Origin of the sequence: Methanosphaera sp. (assembly GCF_022768985.1) — an archaeon.
Lineage (GTDB): Archaea > Methanobacteriota > Methanobacteria > Methanobacteriales > Methanobacteriaceae > Methanosphaera.
Genome location: NZ_JALEKL010000004.1, coordinates 59,521 through 84,568 on the forward strand (window position 1 = coordinate 59,521; position 25,048 = coordinate 84,568).

Annotated in this window: 24 protein-coding genes; 18 read left to right on the forward strand and 6 right to left on the reverse strand. The window is 29.1% G+C overall.

What is annotated here, in order from left to right; translation table 11 throughout:
• The first annotated feature begins 109 nt into the window (after positions 1-109).
• The 7 genes from MRZ80_RS01480 to MRZ80_RS01510 all read left to right on the forward strand — a co-directional run bounded on the left by MRZ80_RS01480 (position 110) and on the right by MRZ80_RS01510 (position 6,933).
• Complete coding sequence (locus tag MRZ80_RS01480) at positions 110-331, forward strand: hypothetical protein (RefSeq protein WP_292535506.1); 222 nt, start codon at positions 110-112, stop codon at positions 329-331.
• A gap of 96 nt (positions 332-427) precedes the next feature.
• Positions 428-1,372, forward strand: coding sequence for a glycosyltransferase family 2 protein (locus MRZ80_RS01485; RefSeq protein WP_292535508.1), 945 nt, complete (start codon positions 428-430; stop codon positions 1,370-1,372).
• A gap of 55 nt (positions 1,373-1,427) precedes the next feature.
• Positions 1,428-2,663, forward strand: a complete 1,236-nt coding sequence (locus MRZ80_RS01490; protein ID WP_292535510.1) for a glycosyltransferase family 4 protein — start codon at positions 1,428-1,430, stop codon at positions 2,661-2,663.
• A 10-nt stretch (positions 2,664-2,673) separates the two neighbouring features.
• The gene (locus MRZ80_RS01495) at positions 2,674-3,636 is read left to right on the forward strand and encodes a glycosyltransferase family 2 protein (protein ID WP_292535512.1); all 963 of its coding nucleotides are present in this window, start codon (positions 2,674-2,676) and stop codon (positions 3,634-3,636) included.
• A gap of 211 nt (positions 3,637-3,847) precedes the next feature.
• Positions 3,848-4,288 (forward strand): Lrp/AsnC family transcriptional regulator, encoded by a 441-nt coding sequence (locus MRZ80_RS01500; RefSeq protein WP_292535514.1) that lies wholly within the window; start codon positions 3,848-3,850, stop codon positions 4,286-4,288.
• A 122-nt stretch (positions 4,289-4,410) separates the two neighbouring features.
• Complete coding sequence (locus MRZ80_RS01505) at positions 4,411-5,637, forward strand: CBS domain-containing protein (protein WP_292535516.1); 1,227 nt, start codon at positions 4,411-4,413, stop codon at positions 5,635-5,637.
• A gap of 18 nt (positions 5,638-5,655) precedes the next feature.
• Positions 5,656-6,933, forward strand: coding sequence for a divalent metal cation transporter (locus tag MRZ80_RS01510; RefSeq protein ID WP_292535518.1), 1,278 nt, complete (start codon positions 5,656-5,658; stop codon positions 6,931-6,933).
• A gap of 103 nt (positions 6,934-7,036) precedes the next feature.
• Here MRZ80_RS01510 and MRZ80_RS01515 read toward each other — a convergent pair whose 3' ends face one another.
• The 5 genes from MRZ80_RS01515 to MRZ80_RS01535 all read right to left on the reverse strand — a co-directional run bounded on the left by MRZ80_RS01515 (position 7,037) and on the right by MRZ80_RS01535 (position 10,879).
• Positions 7,037-7,627, reverse strand: a complete 591-nt coding sequence (locus MRZ80_RS01515) for a HemK2/MTQ2 family protein methyltransferase (protein ID WP_292535520.1) — start codon at positions 7,625-7,627, stop codon at positions 7,037-7,039.
• Entirely contained in the window at positions 7,624-8,445 is an 822-nt protein-coding gene (rsmA, locus tag MRZ80_RS01520) for a 16S rRNA (adenine(1518)-N(6)/adenine(1519)-N(6))-dimethyltransferase RsmA (RefSeq protein WP_292535522.1), read from the reverse strand. The genes MRZ80_RS01515 and rsmA overlap by 4 nt, the downstream gene beginning before the upstream one ends.
• 146 nt (positions 8,446-8,591) lie before the next feature.
• Complete coding sequence (locus MRZ80_RS01525) at positions 8,592-8,954, reverse strand: RNA polymerase Rpb4 family protein (protein WP_292535524.1); 363 nt, start codon at positions 8,952-8,954, stop codon at positions 8,592-8,594.
• 2 nt (positions 8,955-8,956) lie between these two features.
• The gene (locus tag MRZ80_RS01530) at positions 8,957-9,247 is read right to left on the reverse strand and encodes a 50S ribosomal protein L21e (protein WP_292535526.1); all 291 of its coding nucleotides are present in this window, start codon (positions 9,245-9,247) and stop codon (positions 8,957-8,959) included.
• 414 nt (positions 9,248-9,661) lie between these two features.
• Positions 9,662-10,879, reverse strand: a complete 1,218-nt coding sequence (locus MRZ80_RS01535; RefSeq protein WP_292535528.1) for a tRNA pseudouridine(54/55) synthase Pus10 — start codon at positions 10,877-10,879, stop codon at positions 9,662-9,664.
• Between the two features lie 205 nt (positions 10,880-11,084).
• On the opposite strand from MRZ80_RS01535, the gene MRZ80_RS01540 reads away from it, so the two are divergent.
• A complete protein-coding gene (locus MRZ80_RS01540; RefSeq protein ID WP_292535530.1) occupies positions 11,085-15,536 on the forward strand; it encodes a glycosyltransferase in 4,452 nt (1,483 codons plus the stop codon).
• Positions 15,537-15,607: 71 nt separating this feature from the next.
• On the opposite strand, the gene MRZ80_RS01545 is transcribed toward MRZ80_RS01540, so the two are convergent.
• Entirely contained in the window at positions 15,608-16,945 is a 1,338-nt protein-coding gene (locus tag MRZ80_RS01545) for a signal recognition particle protein Srp54 (RefSeq protein ID WP_292535532.1), read from the reverse strand.
• A gap of 182 nt (positions 16,946-17,127) precedes the next feature.
• On the opposite strand from MRZ80_RS01545, the gene hpt reads away from it, so the two are divergent.
• From hpt to MRZ80_RS01595, 10 genes are all read left to right on the forward strand, one after another.
• Positions 17,128-17,688, forward strand: coding sequence for a hypoxanthine/guanine phosphoribosyltransferase (hpt, locus tag MRZ80_RS01550; protein ID WP_292535534.1), 561 nt, complete (start codon positions 17,128-17,130; stop codon positions 17,686-17,688).
• Positions 17,689-17,716: 28 nt separating this feature from the next.
• Positions 17,717-18,736 (forward strand): diphthamide biosynthesis enzyme Dph2, encoded by a 1,020-nt coding sequence (gene dph2, locus MRZ80_RS01555; protein ID WP_292535536.1) that lies wholly within the window; start codon positions 17,717-17,719, stop codon positions 18,734-18,736.
• Between the two features lie 106 nt (positions 18,737-18,842).
• On the forward strand, positions 18,843-19,421 hold the full coding sequence (locus tag MRZ80_RS01560) for an exosome complex RNA-binding protein Csl4 (protein ID WP_292535538.1): 579 nt from the start codon (positions 18,843-18,845) through the stop codon (positions 19,419-19,421).
• Positions 19,408-19,674, forward strand: coding sequence for a DNA-directed RNA polymerase subunit L (locus MRZ80_RS01565; protein WP_292535540.1), 267 nt, complete (start codon positions 19,408-19,410; stop codon positions 19,672-19,674). The genes MRZ80_RS01560 and MRZ80_RS01565 overlap by 14 nt, the downstream gene beginning before the upstream one ends.
• A 173-nt stretch (positions 19,675-19,847) precedes the next feature.
• Complete coding sequence (locus tag MRZ80_RS01570; protein ID WP_292535542.1) at positions 19,848-20,276, forward strand: NUDIX hydrolase; 429 nt, start codon at positions 19,848-19,850, stop codon at positions 20,274-20,276.
• 139 nt (positions 20,277-20,415) lie between these two features.
• Positions 20,416-20,733 (forward strand): transcription factor S, encoded by a 318-nt coding sequence (locus MRZ80_RS01575; protein ID WP_292535543.1) that lies wholly within the window; start codon positions 20,416-20,418, stop codon positions 20,731-20,733.
• 236 nt (positions 20,734-20,969) lie between these two features.
• Complete coding sequence (locus MRZ80_RS01580) at positions 20,970-21,956, forward strand: hypothetical protein (RefSeq protein WP_292535545.1); 987 nt, start codon at positions 20,970-20,972, stop codon at positions 21,954-21,956.
• Between the two features lie 371 nt (positions 21,957-22,327).
• Positions 22,328-22,720 carry a hypothetical protein gene (locus tag MRZ80_RS01585; RefSeq protein ID WP_292535547.1) on the forward strand — a complete coding sequence of 131 codons (393 nt, stop codon included), beginning with the start codon at positions 22,328-22,330 and terminating at the stop codon, positions 22,718-22,720.
• 174 nt (positions 22,721-22,894) lie between these two features.
• Positions 22,895-23,626, forward strand: a complete 732-nt coding sequence (pcn, locus tag MRZ80_RS01590) for a proliferating cell nuclear antigen (pcna) (protein WP_292535549.1) — start codon at positions 22,895-22,897, stop codon at positions 23,624-23,626.
• Positions 23,627-23,769: 143 nt separating this feature from the next.
• Positions 23,770-24,918: a hypothetical protein gene (locus MRZ80_RS01595; RefSeq protein WP_292535551.1), complete on the forward strand. Its 1,149-nt coding sequence runs from the start codon at positions 23,770-23,772 to the stop codon at positions 24,916-24,918.
• Positions 24,919-25,048 lie beyond the last annotated feature (130 nt).

Here is a 25,048-nt window from a genome sequence, read left to right on the forward strand (position 1 = left end):
TAATTATATGGATAATGATTAGATTATTTATATTATAATAGAAAAGATAACATTATACAAAAAATAAATATAATGAATAAGTAAATTCTAAGAGATTTTATTAATAATAATGAATGTGATTACTATGACAAAAAGATCTACAATTTCAAAATTAGGATTTTTCCTTTCAGGTATAGCTATTGGTTATCAGATGAAAGAGATAATGGATACTGATGAATTTAAATACCTTAAAAGTGGAATTAAGGCAGCCTTTAGTAAGGAAGATATGATAGATGTTGAAATTAAGGATGCAAAGGAATGCACCTATGAAAAAAATACACAAGATGATTAAGTAAATATTTTTTTAGGTAATGATTAAATTCATTATCTAAAAATTTTTTTTTAAACTAAATTTTTTTTATTTAAAAGGGGATTATTTGGGGTTATTATGAAAGCAAATAGTAAAATATCGCTGGTTTTATTAAATTGGAATGGTCATGAAGATAGTGTTGAATGTCTAAATTCATTACAAAATCTCAACTATGATAATTTTGATATTTATCTTGTAGATAATAACTCACAGCCTGAATCTGTTGAATATATTAAAAGCTACCTTCAACGTAGCAGCTACACATATGATGTCAAGGAGAAATGTGAACTTGACGGATACATAAAACCTGATAGTGTTGATGTTTTATTTATTCTTAATGATGAAAATTCAGGCTTTGCATGTGGAAATAATGTAGCATTAAACTATATTCTTGCTACTAAAAATACTGATTATGTTCTTCTTTTAAATAATGATACAACAGTTAAGCCAAACCTATTATCTGAGATGATATCTGAATATGTGAAGTATCCTGATACTGGTTTTATGGGTGTTAAGCATTACTATTATCATGAACCAGGCAAGATTCAAACAATTGGTGGAGGACTAGTTGATAAAACTCATGGTGAGGCAATGGCAATAAGAGAACCTGGAGTGACAGACGTGTATGATTTTATTACAGGATCATGTATTTTAATGTCATTTGAGGTTTTAGAGACTGTTGGTGTGATGTATTGTGATTATTTCATGTACTGGGAGGATGTAGACTGGTCTGCTACAGCACGAGAATATGGATATAAATTAAGAATATGTGATAGGACATCTATCTATCATAAGGAAGGTGCATCAATAAAATCACTTAAGAGAATATATTATCATACACGTAACAGGATATGGTATATGAAACGTCATAGTAGTCGAAATATTTACTATAAATTCCTAATTTACATAGTGTTGTATGTAATGAAGGAATCAGTTATGAATATAGCAAAAAACACACAATATTCAAAGATATTAATAAAAGCATTAATTGATGGACTAAGAAATAAAAAAAGAATAATCTAAAAAAAATTAGGGGATTAAATTTTTTTAAAGTAATTTTATAATGGGGATAATAAAAGTGAAGAAGAAATTAAAAATAGCAGTATTTCATAATCTTCCATCAGGAGGAGCAAAAAGATCACTATATACATACATAGACTACCTAACACAAAATGGACACACAGTAGATGTATACATACCATCAACAGCAAATGAAGACTACCTGCCACTTGAGCCAATAGCAACAAACATGTACATATACGATGTAAAACCAAGCTTTTGGCGTGAGAAAATCTACTCAATATTTTCATATGTACCAGCAATAATCAAGCGAGAATCAGTAAAAAATGTCTTCAAAGCAGAAAAACAAATAGCAGAAGATCTAAACAACTCAGACTATGACATAGTATACTGTGAACAAGATCAATTTACAATGACACCAATAATCTTCAAATATCTAAAAGTACCAAATCTCTACTACTGTCAACAACCAGTAAGAGCAGATGTAATACTAAAGAAAGTAAATGATAAAAAGCCAAAATCAGGAATCTTTAATCATCCACTAATAAAGCCATTTGCACAGTACTACGTTGAATATGTAGAATCACAAAACTACCAACAAGACTATGACTTTGCACAGTACTCAGAAAATCTACTTGCAAATTCATACTTTAGTCATGAATCAATACTAAAACAGTATGGAAAAAATGCATATGTATCATATATTGGTGTTGATACAACAAAATTCAAGCCACTTGACCTTGAGCGTGAAAACTTTGTACTTTCTGTTGGAACATGCATACCACCAAAAGGATATGATTTTCTAATAAATTCAATAGCAAAAATAGATGAAAAACAAAGACCAGAACTAGTGGTAGTAGGAAACAGTGGAGATGAAGGATGGGTAAACTATCTTAAAGATCTAGCCGAAAAACAGGGTGTGAAACTTGATATTATGTCAATGATATCAGATGAAGATCTTATACGTCTTTATAACATGGCAAAGGCTGTTGTATATGCACCATATCTTGAACCATTCGGCTATGTGCCACTTGAGGCAATGGCATGTGGAACACCTGTTGTTGGTGTAAAAGAGGGTGGAATAAAAGAAACTGTAAAACATAACAAGACAGGAATTCTAACACAACGTGATGAACAAGACTTTGCAGATGCAATTGTTAAATTATTTAATGATAAACAACTATGGGATAAACTTGCAGCAAATGGTAAAGCATATGTAAATTCATTCTGGACACTAGATGCTGCAGGTGAAAGATTACTTAAAAATATGTATCGTATAATAGATAAAAAATAGGTGATAGGGTATGAAGCCATTAGTTTCTATAATACTTCTTAACTGGAATGGATATGATGATACACTTGAAGCATTAGAGTCATTATATCAGATAAATTATCCAAATTATAATGTGATTGTTGTTGATAATGCATCAAGTAACGATTCAATAGATAAAATATTAGACTATGCAAAAGGAAATATTGAAGTACAAACTAAGTATACAAACTACATTAAAGATACAAAGCCAATTGATGTTATAAGATTAGATGAAGATGAACTTAACCATAAAGTTGACTACACAACAGTTGGTGATGATAAAAAATTACTTTTAATTGAAAATCATGACAACTATGGTTTTGCACGTGGAAATAACATTGCAATTGACTATACAATGAAGTATGATGAGCCTGAATATGTGCTTCTTTTAAATAATGATACAATTGTAGATCCTAACTTTCTTATTAGGATGATTGATGTTGCAACTGCTGATGAAACTATTGGTCTGCTTGGTCCTAAGTTTTATTATTATGACTATGAAGGTTCACACAATGAAATATGGTGTGTTGGAAGTGTTGTAGATCTTGATCATTACCCAGGACATCATAGTATAATGGAGGAGGAAAACTATGATTTATCACGTAGTGTTGTTGAATGTGACTGGGTTTCAGGTGCTGGTGCTTTAATTAAATCTGAGGCAATTAGTAATGGTGAATATCTTGATACTAACTTCTTCTTCGGATGTGAAGATGTTGATTTAGCTGTTCGTCTTAAAGAGGCAGGATACAGTGTAGTTACTGTTATGGATTCAATAATATGGCATAAGGTTGGTATGTCACGCCATAAGAGTTCTGTATTTAAAAGAGAAAAAAATCATATTAAGACAAATCTTGCATTTATTAAAAAGCATAAGGACGATTACTACTTAAATCTTCCAAAGTATATCTTCCAGATTGCAATGAATTATGTAAGGGCTTTGCTTAATAAATTCTAATCTCCCTCAACTACTTTTTTTTATATTTTTATTTTATAATTTATCATGAATTATCATACTAAATCTTGGTATTTTTCCAAAAATTTTACATAAATGTTGTGGATCTTCCCAAATTTATTGATATTTTGGGAAATTTACCAACATCTTTATATTAATTATGTAATATAAATAATATCTAAATAGATTTACTTTTTAAAGAGATGAAAAAATTATGGATGAAACAGATGAAAAAATATTGGCAAAACTAGTAGAAAATTCGAGAATGCCCATATCAAAAATATCTGCTCAAACAGGAATACCTGACTCAACAGTATCAAACAGACTAAAAAAACTAGAAAAAAGCAATATAATCGATAAATACACAACAATCCTAAATCCAGAAGAATTAGGAATCAATGTAGCAGCAATCATAATCATACAAACAGAAACAGAAAAACATGAAAATGTAGAAAAAGAACTACCAAAACTAACAGAAGTATCACAAGTATATAGTGTATCAGGTGAGTATGATATTTTAATAAAACTATGGGCACATTCACTAGATGAGTTAAATGACATAATTAACTCAAAAATAAGAACAATTGATGGAATAGAAGAGTTAAGAGAATTAATAATAATGGATGTTTTAAAAGAAGAACAACTATCAATTTAGAAAATAAAATTTTAGAAGATCATCATAAAAAAAATAAAATAAAATTTTACACAAAATTCTCTAAACCCTAGATGTAAAATATAACAAAAAAAATAAATTATGTGCGGTGGTGATCTTTCACAATGTACCTTTCAGAACTTTTAAATAAAAAAGTAGTATCAGATGAAGATGAAAAATATGGAAAAGTAAAAGATATAGTAATTTCATCTGATAGAACATACCCAAAAATTGAGGCATTAAAAATAAAGGCAAATGGAGAACCATACTTTATACCCTCAAGATACATTAAAAAAATAACACCAAAAAAAGTTATACTCACACATAACATTGAAGATATAAAACAATACCCAAAACAGGACTCTGTAATAAAACTATCACGAGACATACTAGATAGACAAGTAGTAGATATGGAAGGAAGTAAAATCCGTCGTGTAAATGATGTCGAAATATCATATAAAAATGGTAATTACTTCATAATAGGTGTAGATATAGGGATCAATGGACTATTTAGAAGACTAGGACTTGAAGCAGTATCTAAGAGGCTACACCCAGAAAACAATATCATATCATGGAAAGATATTGATTCACTAGATTTTTCAAATTTAAAACTTAATGTACCAAAGGAAAAACTAACAAAACTACATCCTGCTGACATTGCAGAAATAGTGGACAATCTTGGAATATCAGATTCAATAAGTATACTAAATTCCCTTGATGATGAATCAGCAGCAGATGCATTTGAGGAAATTTCACCAGAAAAACAGAGAACTCTACTTACTGAAATGGAGAAAAAACAGGCAGCAGATCTTATTGATGAAATGTCACCCGATGATGCAGCAGACCTTCTTGCATCAATATCAGATGAGAAGAAAGAAGAAATTCTACGTCTTATGGATCCAGAAGAATCACATGAACTACGTGAACTTCTAGAATACCCTGAAAATACAGCAGGGGGAATAATGACAACAGAATATGCATCAATAAAGGGTAATATGACAACATTTGATGTACTTCAAAGAATTAGAAAAATTGCAGACGATGTAGAAACAATATACTACATCTACATATTATCTGAAGATGACCTACTAAAAGGTGTAATAACAATGCGAGAACTACTTCTTGCAGAAGATGATGTGCCAATATATAGTTATATGAATAAGGATGTAATATCTGCAAATACTAATGAAGAACAAGATGAAGTAGCACGTATGATTGCAAAATATAATCTTATTGCAATACCTGTTGTTGATGATGATAATATAATGAAGGGAATTGTAACAGTAGATGATGCAATCGATATAATTCTACCAACAGCATGGAAAAAACGTATTCCTAAAATGTTTAGATAAATTGGGGAGGGTGTATATTTGTCATTTAAAGAAAAAATAAAATCAAAAATAGCACAATATCCAACAATTGCATCTATTGTAATGTTTCTTAGTGTATTAGGTCCTGGACTAATAACAGCACTTGTTGATAATGATTCAGCTGGTATATTTACATACAGTCTTGCTGGTGCAAACTATGGATATAACCTGATATGGACATTTATTCCAATGATATTTTCATTAATTGTAGCCCAGGAGATGGGTGTACGTATGGGAATAATATCAGGTAAGGGTCTTGCAAGCCTGATACGTGAAAAGGTAGGTGTAAAGCTTACCATGCTTATAATGATAGGACTTCTGGCTGCAAACTTTGGAACAACACTTGCTGAGTTTTCAGGAATTGTAGTTTCATCCCAGGTATTTGGAATACCAGAACTTATTACAGTACCACTTTCTGCTATATTAATATGGCTTCTTGTAATTAAGGGTAATTATAAGAATGTTGAAAAGATCTTCATAGGATTATCTTTCATCTATGTATCATATATCATAGCAGGTCTTATGGCACATCCTGACTGGTCTCAGGTATCAGCTGCTGTAATTCCACACATACAATACAATCTACCATATATTGTGATGGTTGTAGGTCTTATTGGTACAACTATTGCTCCATGGATGCAGTTCTATTTACAATCATCAGTTGTTGAAAAAGGTGTAAGTCGTGATGAACTTAAATATTCAAGAATTGAATCAATAATTGGTCCTATTCTCACTGGTGTTGTAGCATTATTCATACTTCTTGCATGTGCTGCTACAATATTTAAAACAGGAGTTCCTGTAAGTAATGTTGCAGATGTTGCAAATGCATTAATTCCTGTTGCAGGAGAATATGCAGGTATTATATTTGCTATAGGTTTCCTTAATGCATCACTTTTTAGTGCAATTATTCTTCCTCTTTCAACATCATATTATGTATGTGAAAGTCTTGGATTTGAAACAGGAATATCTAAAACATTTAAGGAAGCTCCAGTATTTCATGGACTTTATGCTGGAATGATCTTTATATGTGCAATTGTTATATTAATACCAAATATTCCACTTGCTGATATTTTACTATTTTCACAGGTAATAAATGGTTTAATTCTTCCTATAATCTTAGTATTAATGCTTGTTATTATCAATGATAAAAGTATTATGGGAGAATATGTAAACTCAAAATGGTATAATTATATAGCATGGGCAATAACAATTATAATTACAATTCTTGTAGTTATTATGATTGTAACAAGCTTCATACCAGGACTTGCAATAGTCTAAAAAAAAAGAGTAAATTAAAGGTTTGGTGTTTAAAGGTTTTATTTAGTGTGGACTTTTAAATACTTAAAATTATTATTTTTTTTTCACACTTTTCTATTTTTTTTTATATTAATTTAGCATTTATTAGTGTTATATCTTCAAAGAATTGATGTTCAACAGCTCCAATTGATGCAACATATCCATTTTCATTAAGATATTTTAGTGTTTTTTCATTGTTACTTAGTGATGATTGTATAAGTTGTATTCGTCCATTATCTTTTAGGTATTTTTTTGCATCTTTGAGGAATCTGTCAATAACACTACGTCCATCTGCTCCTCCATCCCATGCTTTTGAGTAGTCATCATCATCTAGGTGTTCATCGTCTGTTACTGGTAGATATGGTGTGTTAAATAGTATTAGATCGAATTTTTCTTTTATATTTTCAAATAAGTCACTTTCAATTATTGTAGTGTTTTTGATGTTATTTAGTTTTACATTTTCTTGTGCACATTTTATTGCATGTTTATTTATGTCAACACCTACAACTTCTTTTGCACTCATTGCTGCTTTTATACTTACTATTCCTGTTCCTACTCCAATTTCTAGAACTTTGTCATCTTCTTTAACTTCGAGGTTATCTATGAAAAGAAATGTATCTTCAGCTGGTGGATATACCTCATCACATTCATTATATTCTATATCATCGTATCTCATAATAATTCACCAATAATGTTTGATATTTCAAGTATTTCTTCAGGTTTTAGTTTGAATACTTTAACGTCAAGTAAAGGATTTTCAACCTCATCAAGTAATGCTTTTAGTTGTTTTTTATCAGATCCAAACTCATGTGCTGATTGAATAAGTGCTTTTTTTGCCTTTTTATTTCTATGCTGGAAAAGAGCACGTATAGTATCATCAAATAATTCTGGAATTTCAACATCACAGTTGTGTGGTATTAATTCAACAACAGCACTGTTAACTTTTGGCTGTGGAATAAATGCTGATGGTGGAAGTGTATCAATAATTTGACAACTACACCTGAAATATAATCCTACAGAAAGTCTTGAATATTCATGTGTATCTTCTTTTGCTGACATTCTCTTTGCAAATTCAAGCTGATACATAAGTGTAGCTTTTTTAAATGGATATTTAAGAAGCTTAAATGTAACAGGTGATGAAATCTGGTATGGAAGATTTGAAACTACCTTATCAAAGCTTGGAAAGTCAATTTTTAGTGCATCATCATTGATAAGTTCAATATTATCAATCTTCTCTTTAATAATTCTTTGACGTAGAATATCACATATTATTGGATCTTTTTCAATTGCAATAACTTTTTTTGCCTTTTTTGCCATTGGAATTGTCATAGTTCCAATACCTGCACCAATTTCAAGAATTGTTTCATCAGGCTGAATATCAGCATTTTCTAGAATCTTTTCAAGTTTATTATTATCAATTAAGTAGTTTTGACTTTTATTTTTATCAAGTCTAATATTGTATTTTTTAAGAATTTCTCTGGTATTTTCTGCCATAATATAATTACCTTTAATTTATCTTTTTTTTCATAAAATAGTTTAGTTAATTTTGTAAAATAAGTTTCTTTAATTAAAATTAGATTTGTTTTTGGTGGTTTATTAAGAAATTTATAAATTTTTAAAAAAAGTTTTAAAGAAAGATTTTATCGATATTGATCGATTAGATCTAATATTTTTTCTAAAACATCAGTTTCGATAGTTCCTCTTTCTTTTGTAAATATTAATCTGAGGTCATCCATGTCTTCAGGCATAATATCTACAACTTTAACTGCTTGTCTTGGGCTGATATACTCTTCGAGTTTACCTCTTAATTCTTTAGCATCTTCAGCATCAAGAAGAGCAAATTTATTGACATAGTCAATAGTTAAGTTTTGTTCATATGTGAATTGGCGGCCATCGACTTCGTTGTTCTCATCCACTTTTTCTTCTACTTTTTGCATTAGAATTTCTCTTGCTTCAGATATTGTTATAGGTTCACTATCAATGACTTTTTTTCCAATCATCATAATCACTCTTGTAATTTAAGATGTTCTGGTCTTATAATTAATTCTTTTGGTTTGTTACCGTCTTTAATACCTACAAGGTATGCTTTTCCTTTTTGTCCAACAATTTCCCCAGTTTTTCCGTGGAATCTTGGGTGTGGTTGTCCTTTTTGGATACTTGAATCAATTATTATGTGTACTTTATTTCCATCTTCAAATACTTGTATTTTTCTGGATATTGGATTAGCACGACTTGGTCTTATACTTTTTTTAAGTTTATATCTTGATCGGCTTTTTAATCCTTTTGATTTTCTCATCTTATCATCTCAACAATGTTATGTAGAATTTAAAATTCTTTTAAATTTTTTTAGGTTTTTTTTAGGATTTTGTGAAGTTTTAATTTAGGTTTTTTTCTCACAATTAATCCAATTTAGGTTTTTTTTAGGTTTTTTTTAATTAAATAGTCAAATACTTATGACTTGCTAATTATAATGTTAAGAATACTAAATTCTAGAGTTGTTGTTTTTATGAATACCTTTTTTTAGATATAAAAAAATATATTCTTAGAGTTTAAGAAAGAAATTTAGTTTTTAATTAAACATAGTTTTGTTTTTATTCCAAGATTACTAATTTTTAAATAATTAGTCTATGTTTTAATATTGTATAATATTTATTATCTTTATTGTTTATAAGTATAACTATTTTGATAATAAAAAAAATATTCAAAAATATTATTCTGGAATATGTACTTCTATAACATCAAGCTGTGTGCATAATGCTTTATTACCTGTAATAGAGCTTACATTTGGCTGTGTTCGTCCATCGTCTCCAGAAATTAACTCTTTGATATATAATCCGCCTTGACATTTAATTTGTAATCTTAGTTTTTTAGAATTTATTCTTTCAACTTCAAGAGAATAAATACTACGTTGACGTACAAGGTCTGCACGACGATGCATTACACGCTGTGGTGTTTGTTGATTAATAATTTCAAGTTTTTCAATCTTTGCAATATCATTACTTGTAACACCATTTTCAAATTCAGCAATGGCAGAGTAAACCTTATAGCTTTCTGTTGAACTATTTTTAACTTCAGCCTTTCTTTCTTTAGTTGTAAATTTAAGTGAATTAACAGATACAGAACCTACATTTTCTGTATTTATACGCTCTTGTAGTTCATCAAGGTCAATTATACGATTAAATGGATGTTTTATTTCAAGTACAAATGGTCTTCCCTCACCAAGCATCAATACATCAATATCTTCACGTCCTGATCCATGAAATTTGGATTCACTACCATTTGTCATTTCAAGTGCAGGCTTTGCAATAAGACCTTCAACTGTACGTTTATATTGTTGTCCTGTATGATCACATGCATCACATCCATGACCTTTACACTTACTACATGGCCATTTTGTCTGTGGAATTCCACGTTCATATTTACAATATTTACCTTCAATAAAAAGTGGATTTACATCAATAAAGACACTAACTCCTGCAACTTCCTCATGAAGAGGATTATCATATGGTTTAGAACGTAGCTTTACCATTATTACAACTTCAGGATTGTCATAGTCAATAGTTTTATTAAGTTCACTTTTTAGCATATCACACATTTCATACTTTATCTGATTTCTAAGATTGTTCTTACCAAAGTATGGTGCTTTTTTATGTATTGCACGTTCCTGTTTGAGAATGTCATTATCACTAATTTTTGCAGCAATGAGTGCTGAATTAAATGTAACACCTAAGATTTCAATTTTATGCTTTATCATGTCAAATATCTTATCAAGATGTAACATTACATTACCACAAAGATCACATACTTCTCCTTCTTTTATAGTTGGAATTATAGCATTTTGGCGTCTTTGCTTGTTAGGATAGATACGCTTAAGACATTTATGACAGATTTTATATTCATCTGTTTTCTGGATTTGCTGTTGTGTCAATTAAATACTCCTTTATCTTATGTTTTTTTTGAAAAATTACTAAAATTAAGCCAATATTTTCATAATAATGTTTTTTAATTTTTATTAAATTATTTTATAACATTTTTTTGAATCAACTATATTTTTGATATTATTAGTTTTCTAAATTATTATATTTTAAGTTAAATATATTTAGATATATTAAAGATAAGGTGTGTGGGTATAGATGGACTCGGAGATAAATCTTGATTCATTTGATAAAAATAAGATAAAAAGAGCAAAGGAAATTATAATTGAAAATAATCTCTTTGATGATGAATACTATGAATTAAACTATCCAAATACAATAGCTGAAGCTGATGATCTGTTAGAACACTACTTAACTGTTGGATATAAACTTGGATATGATCCATCAGAGGAATTTAATACAAATGAATACATCAAAGAGCATGAACAACTACGTAAATACAATATAAATCCATTAATTTACTATGCAATAAATAATTTTGACAATAATGATGATGATGGAAAATCTAGTGGAAAATCTGGTGATGATGATGTTGAATTAAAAGGTGATATAGATGATTATATTACAGATAATTCATCAATAAGAAAATATCATGAAAGTCAGGATATATCAGAGCAAAATATGGATATTGCACAGTTAAGTGTTGATATTAATGATAAAATCAAGCAATTAAATGAAAAAAGTCAGGTTTATGTTGAAAGATTTATGCAGACAAATGAAAATGTAAAAGAAATCTATGATGAAAATACATCAAATTCAGCAATTAAAACAAATAATGAACTAACAGATGATGATATTAAAAAGGCAAAACTATTAATTGAAGAAAACAACCTCTTTGATCCAATCTATTATAATAGTTGCTATCCACACGTATTTGAGAAGAACTCCGATCTTCTAGATCATTATCTTAATGAGGGCTATCTTAAGGGATTTAATCCATCTGAGTATTTTGATACTAATTTTTACATGCAATATGATGATGTTAAAAAAAGTGGTATGAACCCACTTATATTTTATGTATTGTATGATCTTGGATCAGAACGTAGAACTACAAATAAAGTTACACCAGATGATATACAAAAGGCAATTGATATAATTAAAGATGAAAATCTATTTGATGAAAAATTCTACATAACACAGATTCCACAACTAAAAGATACATCACTTGATGCTTTAATGCACTATATCATTGAGGGATATAAGAATAATCTTAATCCATCAAAGAATTTTAACACACTTTTCTATAAGATGCGATATCTTGAAGGTAGTGATGATATAAATCCACTAGTTGACTATGTATTAAATCATCATGATAATGAAACAATATTCAAACTTGGAGAATCTAAGATCAATGAATATGTAGAATTAATATATGATTCTAACAGATTTGATGAAAAATACTACAAAGATCAGACAAATCTAGATATGGGTGATAAAGCCTTAATAAAACACTACATAATAGAAGGTGAAATGCTAGGCTATAATCCAAATCATGAATTTGACACAAAATACTACCTTGAAAATAATAGTGATGTAGTTTTAGCATCAGCAAATGCATTCTATCACTACCTGACAAAGGGAATTAGTAAAGGTAAACATCCAATAGCAACAAAAAGTGAAATTAACAAAAAACAACAACAAGAAGATGAATATAAAAGACAGGCAGAAATAATAGAAAAAAGCACACTATTTGATAGTGAATACTACCTAAAACAGTATTCTGATGTTAAATATACAATGCAAAATCCAGCATATCATTACATATCACGAGGATATAAAGAATCTAAAAATCCATCCAGATACTTTGATAACAACTACTACATGTATCGATATAAACATAGGCGTGGTGTTGATATAAATCCACTATATCACTACATAGTTGAGGGTGAAAATCTAGGATATGCATCAAAATACTTCTATAGTGATGTTGATAAAAAAGAGGCAGAAATAGAGATAAATACTGATATTATATCACAAAGCTATCCTAAATATGATTCAACTGCTCCAAAAGTTTCAATTATAATACTAAATTATAATGGAGAAAAATATCTTAAAAAACTATTTGACTCAATTGATGAATCAACAAACTATCCAAACTATGAAGTTATAGTGGTAGAAAATGATTCAACAGATGATTCAATTGACATAATATGTGAATATAAAGAAAAACTAGACCTGGTTGTTCTTAAAAATAGGATTAATAAGACATATGCACAGGCATACAACGATGCAATAGAATATGCAACAGGTGAATATGTAATTTTCATGGACAATGATATAGAACTACTTGATGGATGGCTTAATCATCTCATACAAACAGCACAAGAAAATGAAAATGTAGGAGTTGTAGGTGCAAAACTCATCTATCCTGACTGTAGTAATTCAATAAATAACAAGGGAAAATCATACAAGCTACAACATACATCAGTAAAATTCATACAATCAGGTAAATACATACTTCCATATAATCGTGATGATGGACGGGTATACAGATACAATGAACATATAATAGAAGAAGTACCTGCTGTAAATGGATCATTAATGCTTATACGTCGTGATGTATTTGATGAAGTGGGAGGATTTGATGAAGAATACATATATGGATATGAAGCTGTGGATTTATCACTTAGATTATATAAAAAAGGCTATGTAAATTATTATAATTCAAATGCAGCAGCATACCATAACAATCGTGCAACTGTTGATAATAGAATAGAAGGATTAGTAAACACACAAAAAGCATTAAATAATCAACACTTCGCAAAGAAATGGCAAAGATGGCTTAAAAAAGAAGTATTAAATGATAAGATACGATGTAATAGGTTCTTTACAGAAAAACCACTGAAATTCACCTTCATAACACTAGAAAAAGGAAAATATGCAGCAACAGGTGAATATTTTATAGCACAAGGACTTGCCGAAGAACTAGAAAATAGGGGATATGAAGTAAATTTCATATCAAAAAGTAATGATGAAGATAAATTTAACATTGACTGTGATGTTGATGTGATAATATCACTTGTAAATAGTTATAACATCGATAAAATCAAGGTAAAAAACAATCTTGTAATAAAAATAGCATGGATTCTTAACTGGCCTGAATGGTGGATAAATAAGTCATACTTTGAATCATATGACCTAGTATTATGTTCAAATAGTCGATCTCTTCACTATATTAATGAAAATTCAGGATATGAAGCACAACTACTTGCTGTGGCAACAAATCCTGAAAAATTCAATCCAGATGTAAAGTCTAGAGAGGAATTTGAATGTGACTACATCTTTGCAGGAAATGACTGGCATGATGAGCGTGAAATATCAGAAATATTAAATCCTGATGAAATACCATATAAATTTAAAATCTATGGAAAAAGATGGCAAAACTTTGAAAATCTAGAAAAATACAACATGGGACATCAATTATATGAAATAATGCCTGAAGTTTATGCATCAACAAAGATAATAATAGATGATGCAACAGATCTTACAGAAGTACCATCAGGTGTAAATGGACGTATATTTGATGGACTTGCATCAGGAAAACTAGTTATAACAAACGGTGAAATAGGAGCAAAAGAATTATTTGGAGATAAACTGCCAGTATATCATGATGCAGATTCACTAAAAGAACAGATAGAATTCTACCTAAGTGAACCAGAACTAATGGATGCAACAGTTGAGGAATTACGTAGTATTGTATTAAAACAACATACATATAAGGTACGTGCAGATGAGTTAATTGAAATACTTGCAGATTTTGCATCTAAAGATCGTATAATAATAAAGTATCCAACACCAAGAGCACAAAATAAGTATCATTGGGGAGATTATCACTTTGGATTACAACTTCAGAAGGAATTTAACTTACATGGATATCCATCAAGACTTCAACTTCATGATGACTGGAGAAATAATACAGATGCACTCTATGATATAGTACTGGTACTTCGTGGTACAGGACTTTATGAGCCAAAACCATCACATTATAACATACTATGGAATATTTCACATCCTAACCGTGTAAGTGTTGGTGAATACAATAGCTTTGATAAGGTTTATATTTCATCAAATTACTGGACAGAGAAGATAAAACCAGTACTTGATGTTGATGTAGAAGCACTACTTCAATGTACAAATCCACAGAGATTCCACAGACATTATGATGAACACTACAAAAGTCAACTATTATTTGTTGGAAATTCAAGAATGATATATCGTAAGATTTTACATGATCTTCTACCAACAGATTATGATCTTCAAATCTATGGAAATAACTGGGAAGGAATACTTGATGATAAATACATAACAGATAATTATATTCCAAATGAGGAAGTATACAGGGCATATTCATCATGTGATGTACTACTAAATGATCACTGGGATGACATGCTTGAGAAAGGTTTTATATCAAATAGAATCTTTGATGCTCTTGCATGTGGTGCAACAATAGTATCAGATCATGTAAAGGGAATTGAAGATGTCTTTGGTGATAGTGTTATTGTATATGAAGATAAAGAAGATCTTCCAGCAAAAATAGAAGAAGCATTAAATCGTGAACCTGTAGAAGTAGATGTTGTAGCTGAACATACATATGCAAAGCGTGTTGAAAAAATTATTGCAGATTATGAAGAAAAGATAAATAAAAAATAGTTAAAAATTAAAATAAAAAAAAATAAAAAAAGAGTAGATTTGGTGGGATTATATTTCACCAAAAATTCTTTTTATTTCATCATACGTCTCATGATTTTACCCATAGGTCCTGACATGTTACGTTTACCCATTCCACCTTTAAGGGCTTTTTTAGTTACATTATAGTATTTTAGAAGATCTTTAACATCCTCATTTTTAAGTCCTGCTCCACGACTTATACGACTTATTCTTGACTTTTTAATAACTTCTGGATTTTCAAGTTCATAGTCTGTCATTGATTGCATTAGAACTTTATATTTTTCTAGTTTTTCCTCTGTTTCCATGGTAGCACTAGCAGGTATTTGTGATCCCATACCAGGTATGAGTTTCATTATACTTTGTAGTGATCCCATCTTTTTCATCATTCCAAGCTGATTTTGCATATCTTTTAGTGTGAATTTACCAGAAACAATAGATTCTACCATTTCCTTGTCTTCTTTATCAGCTGTTACTTCTGATGCTTTTTCAATAAGAGTTTCTATATCTCCCATTCCAAGAAGTCTTGAGATGAATCTTTCAGGATCAAATGCTTCAAAGTCATCTACACGTTCTCCTGTACCAATAAATTTAATTGGAGCTCTGATTTCTGCTACTGCAGATAGAGCACCTCCTCCTTTTGCTGATCCATCAAGTTTACTTACAATAATTGATCCAATTTCTGTTGTTTCTTTGAATGCTTTTGCTTGTTGTCTTGCTTGCTGTCCTATTGTTCCATCAATTACAAGTATTACTTCATCAGGTTCTACTACTGTACTAAGGGTTCTCATTTCCTCAAGAAGATCTTCTTCTTCTTTATGACGTCCTGCTGTATCTACAATTACAATGTCGTATTTGTTTCCAAATGCATCAAGTCCTTTTTGTGCAAGATCTACTGCATCTTTATTTTCTGGTTCTCCAAATACTGGTATGTCAAGATCTTCTGTTAATTGTTTTAGCTGTTCATATGCAGCTGGTCTCCATGTATCTGTACATACAATTGCTGAGGTAAGTCCTCTTTTTTTAAGATTTTTTGCAAGTTTTACTGTGGTTGTTGTTTTACCACTTCCCTGCAGACCAAACATCATTAGTTTGTATGGCTTTTTAGTAATTTTTAGTTCTTCTGGTTTTTGTCCAATTAAATTTACAAGTTCTTGATATACAATACGCATTACATGTTCTTTAGGACTTAATCCTTTAGGTAGTTCTTCTTCTAATGCTTTTTGTTCTATTTGTTTTGTGAGTTTAAATACTACTTTTACATTTACATCTGATTGAATGAGTGCTTTTTGAATATCTTTTGTTATCTCTTTTAGCACTTTTTTATCAATTACTGACATTCCTGAAATCTTTTTCATTGTTTTTGTTAGGCTGTCACTTAATCCTTCAAGCATTATTTCTACCTCCTAATTTTGTGTTGTGATCTATGATAATATTTTTTATATTTAATATCATTTATTATATTTATAATATATTGTTGCTGATTTAATAAAGATTTTTTTATAATTTAAAAAAGAAATATAATAATATTATAGAAAATTTAAAATGAAAATTATTTAAAAGGAATTGGTTTATTATGTTAGATGAATTGAAAAAATCATTAGTTGAATGTCCTGTTGTTAAAAAAGGTGAATATTTCTATTTTGTACATCCTATAAGTGATGGTGTACCTCTTGTTGAGGCTGATCTTCTTAATGAGATTATGGATTATATTATTGATCATTATAATCTTAACTTAGTTGATAAAATTGTAGGTGTTGAATCTATGGGTATTCCTCTTGCAACAGCTCTTTCAATTAAAACTGGTATTCCATTTGTAATTATTCGTAAAAGATCATATGGTCTTGATGGTGAATGTGCTGTTCATCAAAAAACAGGTTATGGTGAAAGTGAACTTTACATTAATGGAATTAATGCTGATGATAATATTCTTCTTATTGATGATGTTGTAAGTACTGGTGGAACATTAATGAGTGTAATTAATGCTCTTGATGATATAGGTGTGAACTTAGTTTATACAATAGTTCCAATAGAAAAAGATGATGGTCGTGTTATTGTTGAAGAAAACACAGGACATACTCTTGAAACACTTGTTAAAATTAAGATGGTTGATGGTAAAGTAACACTTGTTGAATAGTTACAAAGTAAGGGGAGTTAATTTTTAGATGCCAACAATTGATTATAACTATAAAATTGATGATATAGTAGCAAAGATAGAAGAACTTGATGCAAAAAATGTAATACTTCAATTTCCAGAAGGACTGAAAATGGATGCAACAGAAGTTGCAAATGAAATTGATGAAAAAACACCAACTGATGTAAACATACTAATTGATGCTGATGCATGTTTTGGAGCATGTGACCTTGCAGATCATAAAGTAAATGGACATATGGACTTAGTTGTACACTTTGCACATACTACTCTTGGTCTTGAAACTGATTGTCCTGTAATGTATATTGAAGCTTCATCATCTGCTGATATTAAAGCACCACTTCTTGATGCACTCTCTAAAATTGAAGATCCAGATGTTAAATGTGTAGGTGTTATAACAACAACACAACATATTCATAATCTTGATGATATGATACAAATCATAAAAGATGAAGGATACGATGTAAAAACCTCACCTGGTGTTACAACAGCAAAAGGACAGGTACTTGGATGTAACTTTACATCAATAAAAAATCTTGATGTTGATGTAATAATATATGTTGGAAGTGGAGATTTCCATGCACTTGGAGTTAAACTTTTCACAAAAAAACCAGTAATTGTTGCCGACCCATTTAAGGGATCTGCACGTGATATAGAAGAGTTTTATGATAGAATATTAAGGGTAAGATTTGCAAGAATTACAAAGGCAAAAGATGCAAAAAGCTTTGGAATTATAATATCATCAAAGAAAGGACAGCTAAGATTTGATCTTGCATTAAAACTTAAAAAGCTTATAAAAGAACATGGCTTTGATGCACAGATTCTTAACATGGACTATATTTCACCAGATAGACTTCTTCCATTTAATCTTGATGCATATGTAATGACTGCATGTCCAAGAATTGCAATTGATGATAATGCAATGTATAAAAAGCCAATTCTTACACCACAAGAACTTGAAATAGTATTAGGTATCCGTACATGGGATGATTATCTTATGGATGAAATCATAATACATGATAAACAACAATAAATAGGAAAATTATATTATTAAAGAATATTAAATATATAGTAATATATTAGATTTTTATAAATTTTTTATCCATTAATTCAATATAATTTAAAGGGGATGTTTTATAATGAACCATAAACAAGGTGATGTAGTATTACCTGGAGAAGTTTTATGTACTTATGAGGAATTTATTCCCTCAGATTGGACATATGTTGAGGATGGATATATTAAAGCATCAATTTTTGGATATCTTAAAGTTGATGATATGAATAAGGAGATTTCCATAGTTGCAGATAATGCTCCAGAACATATAAAAGTTGGAGATCGTATTATTGGTCATGTAACTGAGGTAAAACAGTATAAAGCTCTTATTACAGTGAAAAAAATTGTTGGCAACAATCGTGATATTGTTGCAGGATATAAGGGCTATATTCATATTTCACATGCAACAGATGATTATGTCTGTTCTATGCATGAACTCTTTAAGATTGGAGATATAATTGAAGCAGAAGTTATTAATAAAATTGGCTCAGAATTTATTGAGCTTACAACAGCTGATGATGATTTAGGGATTATAAAGGCAATGTGTGTATTTTGTCGTAAGTTTATGAAATTAGCTGGAGATAAATTAGTTTGTGAATGTGAACATTCAACTACACGTAAATTATCAAGTAATTATGGGAGAATATTAGATGAAAATTATTGAAGAAGACGCTGAAAAATTAGTATTAGAAATTACAGGAGAAAGCCACACAATCTGTAACATTTTAAGAAAAAGACTTATGAGTCAAGATGATATTTATGCAGCAGCATATGATATTACACACCCTCTTATTGGAGAACCAGAATTTGAAGTTCACAGTCCATCTCCAAGAGACTCTATAACAAGAGCTGCAAATGAAGTTAAAGGTGAAGCAGCAGACTTTAAAGATGCAGTACTTGCAGCTTTTGATGAATAGATTTTTTGGAATAGTTTATTGTAGGATTTAATTCCAAAACTTTTTTTTACTTTTTTTTTTAATCTTACAAAAAAAATTTCTTATTTTTTTTAATTCAAATTTTATAAATTATTTATAAACACTTTTTTTTAATAGAAATTTACATTTATCTATAAATTACAAAATATCATACCATGATGAAGTATAGAAATCCAGCATTAACAGTTGATACAATAATAATAAAAGATTCACAAATTGTACTAATTAAACGATTAAATGATCCACATAAGAATTCATGGGCACTTCCTGGTGGATTTGTAGAATATAATGAAAAGGTAGAAATAGCAGCAGTACGTGAAGCAAAAGAAGAAACAGGACTTGATGTAAAATTAAATCAACTAGTAGGAGTATATTCAGATCCAAGTCGTGACCCAAGAGGACATACAGTAAGTGTTGTATATACAGCTGAAATTGTAAATGGAGAACTTAACTCAGGTAGTGATGCAAAAGATGCAAAATTTATAGATATAGATACACTAGATGATATAAGCCTTGCATTTGACCATAATGAAATACTCACAGATGCTAAAAATATGAACTTACTTCAAAGCATTGAGAAATAAAAAATACTACTTATTGAATACAATTTTTTATATTTAACAAAATTTATTTTATATTGAAAAAACAAATAGTATTATACAGATATAAAAAAAAATTAATAATTTTATAAATTTACAAATTTACAGGAGATCATGATTATAGATGGAATTTTGTCCAGATTGTGGAAAAGTTTTATTTCCAATAAATGGTAAGTTCATATGTGAAGACTGTAACTATGAAAAAGGAGTAACAGAAGAATCAAAAAAACAATATGAAGTTACTGAAAAAGTTGATAAAGAAGATACAGTAATTGTAACAGATAGTAATGTTAAAACTTTACCAACAATAAAAGTAATTTGTCCAAAATGTCAAAATAAAGTTGCATTTTGGTGGTTACAACAAACAAGAAGTGCAGATGAATCAGAAACAAGATTTTTCAGATGTACAGATTGTGACTACACATGGAGAGAATACGACTAAATTCTCTCATTTAAATTCTTTTTTTTAAGATAGATTAAAAAATAATAACTTTTTTTTATCTATAAAAAAAAGAAGATAATAAAAAATAATACTTAAAATAGAAGATAATTTCTTAAGTATTTTTCTTAAATCACTTTGTTATTTTATTTTTTTTATTAAAACGTGCTTTTAGAAATATTTTATCATAAAAGAACAGTCTTTTATGTGGAAATATATTATAATTTTTTTGTGATAATATGACAAATAAAAAATCAAAACATAGCAGTCAAGAAGATCCTCTTGCTGAATTAAATACTTTAAATAAGGATAATGCTAAACCTCTTAAGGTTGAAACAATTGAAACAGAAAAGGATCCTCTATATATAATGGAACAGAAAAATCAGGATAAACTACCAGATTATGATAGTAAATCACATTCCATTGTAAAAAATGCTGATAAAAAAGATGACATAAATAGTGATACTGAAATTAAATACGAAAAAGAAGATAAAATCAACAACATACTACTTGATGCAATTGATGAAATTGCAGTAGGAGATTCACCACAAGAAGCAAAAAATGCATCAGAAGGTGCACAAGAAGAAGCTGAAATTCTTGAAAAAGTACTCAGTGGATCTGAAGATGAAATAGTGGTGGATGTAAAAAGAAAAGATCCTAAATCCTTCAAAATAGATGTTAAGGATGTTGAACCTGAAAATCTAAATTCAAGAATGGAAAATCTTGACTCAGAACTTGAAAACTTAGATCTTAAATCAAAAGTTGAAGCTAAAGCTGAGAAAAAAGTTGAAACTAAAAGTGATGTGAAAGCATCAAAAGATTCAACTGACAAGTCAGATAAGGCTGAAACTAAGATTATTGATGAGGTAAAAGTTGATGGTGATGGTGTACCATTATTAAATCAGCTTGACATGGATAAACTTAAAAATTCATCAATTGTTAAAAATACAAAACATAACCTTTCTAAAATTGTAGGCGTAGTTGTTGGTTTATGTGTTATGGCTTTTGGTATAATACAGGCATTTAATGATACAATTAAAATATCAGATAGTGTTATGTATGGAGAACATGAAACTATAGCAATAGCAATGATTTTTATTGGAGTTCTTATAGTATTATTATCATTTTATAAAGAAATCATGAGTTATTTCTCTTTTGCAGAAACTGGAGATGATGACATCACAGAATCTGGAAGTATTGATGATTTTAATGAAGATAAAAAATAATATTCACCCTCAATGATATGAAAATTAAAATAAAAGATATGTCTATTTTTATATGGTAGACATTCTCTGCGTGCTTAATTTTTAGTTAAACTATTTTTTTAATATTTTTTTTAATTTTAATTATAAACCTATTTTTTTAATTACAATAATTTCTTATTTTTACTTTGTTTTAATAAATTTATTTTATCTTATTTTTATTCAGAAGTTGTTTTTTCTTATTAAAAAAACATTAATGTTATTAAATTATAAAAATAGAATTAATATTATAGCAATGAGTTTAATTATTTATTAAAAGTATATTTTTTAATGATATTATAATTAGACAAGATTCTGCGATTTTTAATAATAATTATGTGGGAGGATTAAAGTCAATGCGAAAAGAGATGCAAATTCTAATTATTGTTTTAGTTGTTGTTATCTGTGCAGTTTCAGCTGGTGGTATTTATTACTTCAATGAGATGCAAAATAAGAATAATGAACTTAATAATTCTTTAAATTCTATGCAACAAGAACTTGATCAGGTAAAAAATCAGGCAAATAATACAACACAAAACAATACAACAGATACATCATCTAGTTCATCATCATCTTCTAAAGTATCATCATCTGGTTCATCAAGTTCTGGAAAAGTAACATATGAGCAAGCTGGTGTTGATAAAAATGTAGGTTATATGAAAACCTGTAAATATAAAGGCTGTGGCTGTGTATATAATTCAACTTTAAGTCATTGTCCAAGATGTGGACAGAGAAACATATATGTATAGATGAATAGGGAGGAAGTATTGATTTTTTCCTATTTTCTACTACTTTTTTTTTAACTTTTTTTTATAGCAATACTTATTTTAATTAATAAATTAACATAATATATGGTAAATTTTAATATTTATAAAATATAAAAATATTAATCAGTAATATAATTTTAAGGAGAGTTTTTAATAGTGTTTAAACTTATATTAAGTGATCCAAGTATATTTAAAACAAGTTTTGAAGCAATTTCATCAATTGTTGATGAGGTACAAATAGAAGTAGATTCAGATGGTTTAAGATTAAATGCAATTGATCGTAGTCACATTACATTTGTACATCTTGACTTAAAAGAAAGTTTATTTGATATATTCCAGTGTGATAAACCAATTAAACTTAACATTGATACAGAAGAATTAATGAAAGTTCTTAAAAGATCAAAATCTGATGATGTAATGGAATTAACAGTTGATGGTGGAAACCTTATAGTTACATTTGAAGGAGAAGTTAAAAAGACATTCAAAGTAAAACTCATAGATCTTGAATATGATACACCAACACCTCCATCAATAGAATACCCTGTAAAAATAAGCATCCCTATTGGAACTCTTAAAGAAACAATACAAGATATTGAAATTGTAGCAGACAGAGTAGAATTCAATATTAACCAGGATGTTTTAAAACTCAAAGCTGTTGGAGAATTTGCAGATGCAGAAGTAGAATATTTACACGGTGAAAAAGTTTTAGAAACAGTAAAAGCAGTATTTGCAATTGAAAACATTAAAGAAATGCTTAAAGCAGAGAAATTTGCAGATAACACCTACATAGCATTAGGTAATGACATGCCTTTAACTTTAACCTTAGAATTATTAAATGAAGAAGGAGAGCTATCATTCCTATTAGCTCCAAGAATTGAAGAAGAATAGATTTTATATTCTTTTTTTCAATAAATTTTTTTAGTAATTTTAGTTGGGAAATTATAATCACCACATATTTTTATTTTAGAATACATTATTCTTTTTTTAAATTTTATGATGAGAATTAAAAATATTTAAGGAGATAGTATAGCTTGGATACATTTTTTCAAAAACTAAGAGATATTCAAAAAAAGGAAAGAAATGACGGACCTTTATCTGAAATAGATGATACATTCTATGATGATGCTTCAAACTATCTTCAGCATTTATTAAAAATAGTTGATGATAATCCTCTTTCTTTAGAAGCATATCAACTACGTGATGCTAAAAGAATTACTGTTGAAATCTGTGAAAGACGAGAAGTTAAGATTCTAACAACAGCACTTTCTAATGTTCAAAAATCACATGATCTTATAAATGGTGAAAGAAGTGATTCTAGTTTACATGAGGAGTTGCCATTAAATATTACAGCAGATGAGGAGAAGTTATATTTTGACTTAGTTGATACAATTGTTGCACATCGTCAGTATATAATGCATAATGAATCAGAAATGCCTAAAAGACCTCAGCCTACACAGAAGGTAGAGGCAAAGCCTGAAGTAGTTCTTGAGCCTGAAGCTGAAGCAATATTAAATGCAAAACCTGTTGATGAGCCAGTAATTGAAGATAAAAATGGTAGTGTTACATCAGAAGTTAGTGACATGCCACAATCTGTTGATGTTAATGAGCCTAGTGTTGGTAATGTTTCAGATGTACGTCTTGATGAGAGTCAAATTGCAATGATGTTTGGTGAAATTCCAGATGCAGAGCCTGATGTACCAGACTATGTATATGCAGAAAATGAGCCTGTTGAGGATAAAAAAAGAACAGATATTATTACTCCATTTAAACCACCAAAAGCACCAGAAACTGACACAGTAGCACTTCAAAATAATGAAGGTGATCATAAAAAAAAGCAACAGATGATGCAAAACTCATCTTTTAATGACACACCTATTGAAGATAAACAAACCATACAAAAATCTGATGATTTAGAACAAAAACAAATAGATCAGACACAGCAAATTCAACAAGAAAATCAACAACAAGTAGATGACGTGGAAGAATCTGAAAATAAGATACATGTAGTTGAAGATAACTTAAATTCAGAAGAAATAGTAGAATTTAAAGAAGATCTAAATACAGATATTTTAGATGCAGATGAAAAAAGCTATGGACCATTTAATGTACAGGATGTAGTAGTACTACCAAAATCCATAGTAAAAATACTTAAGATGCACGATGTAATTGATATATTATAGTGTCAAATAACATCATACAACCCTAATCCCCTTTTAAATGAAGACTGATTTTTATATATAAAACAATTTTTTATATACATCTATAATACATAAATATAAATATAGATCATTAATATAATAATATATAGAT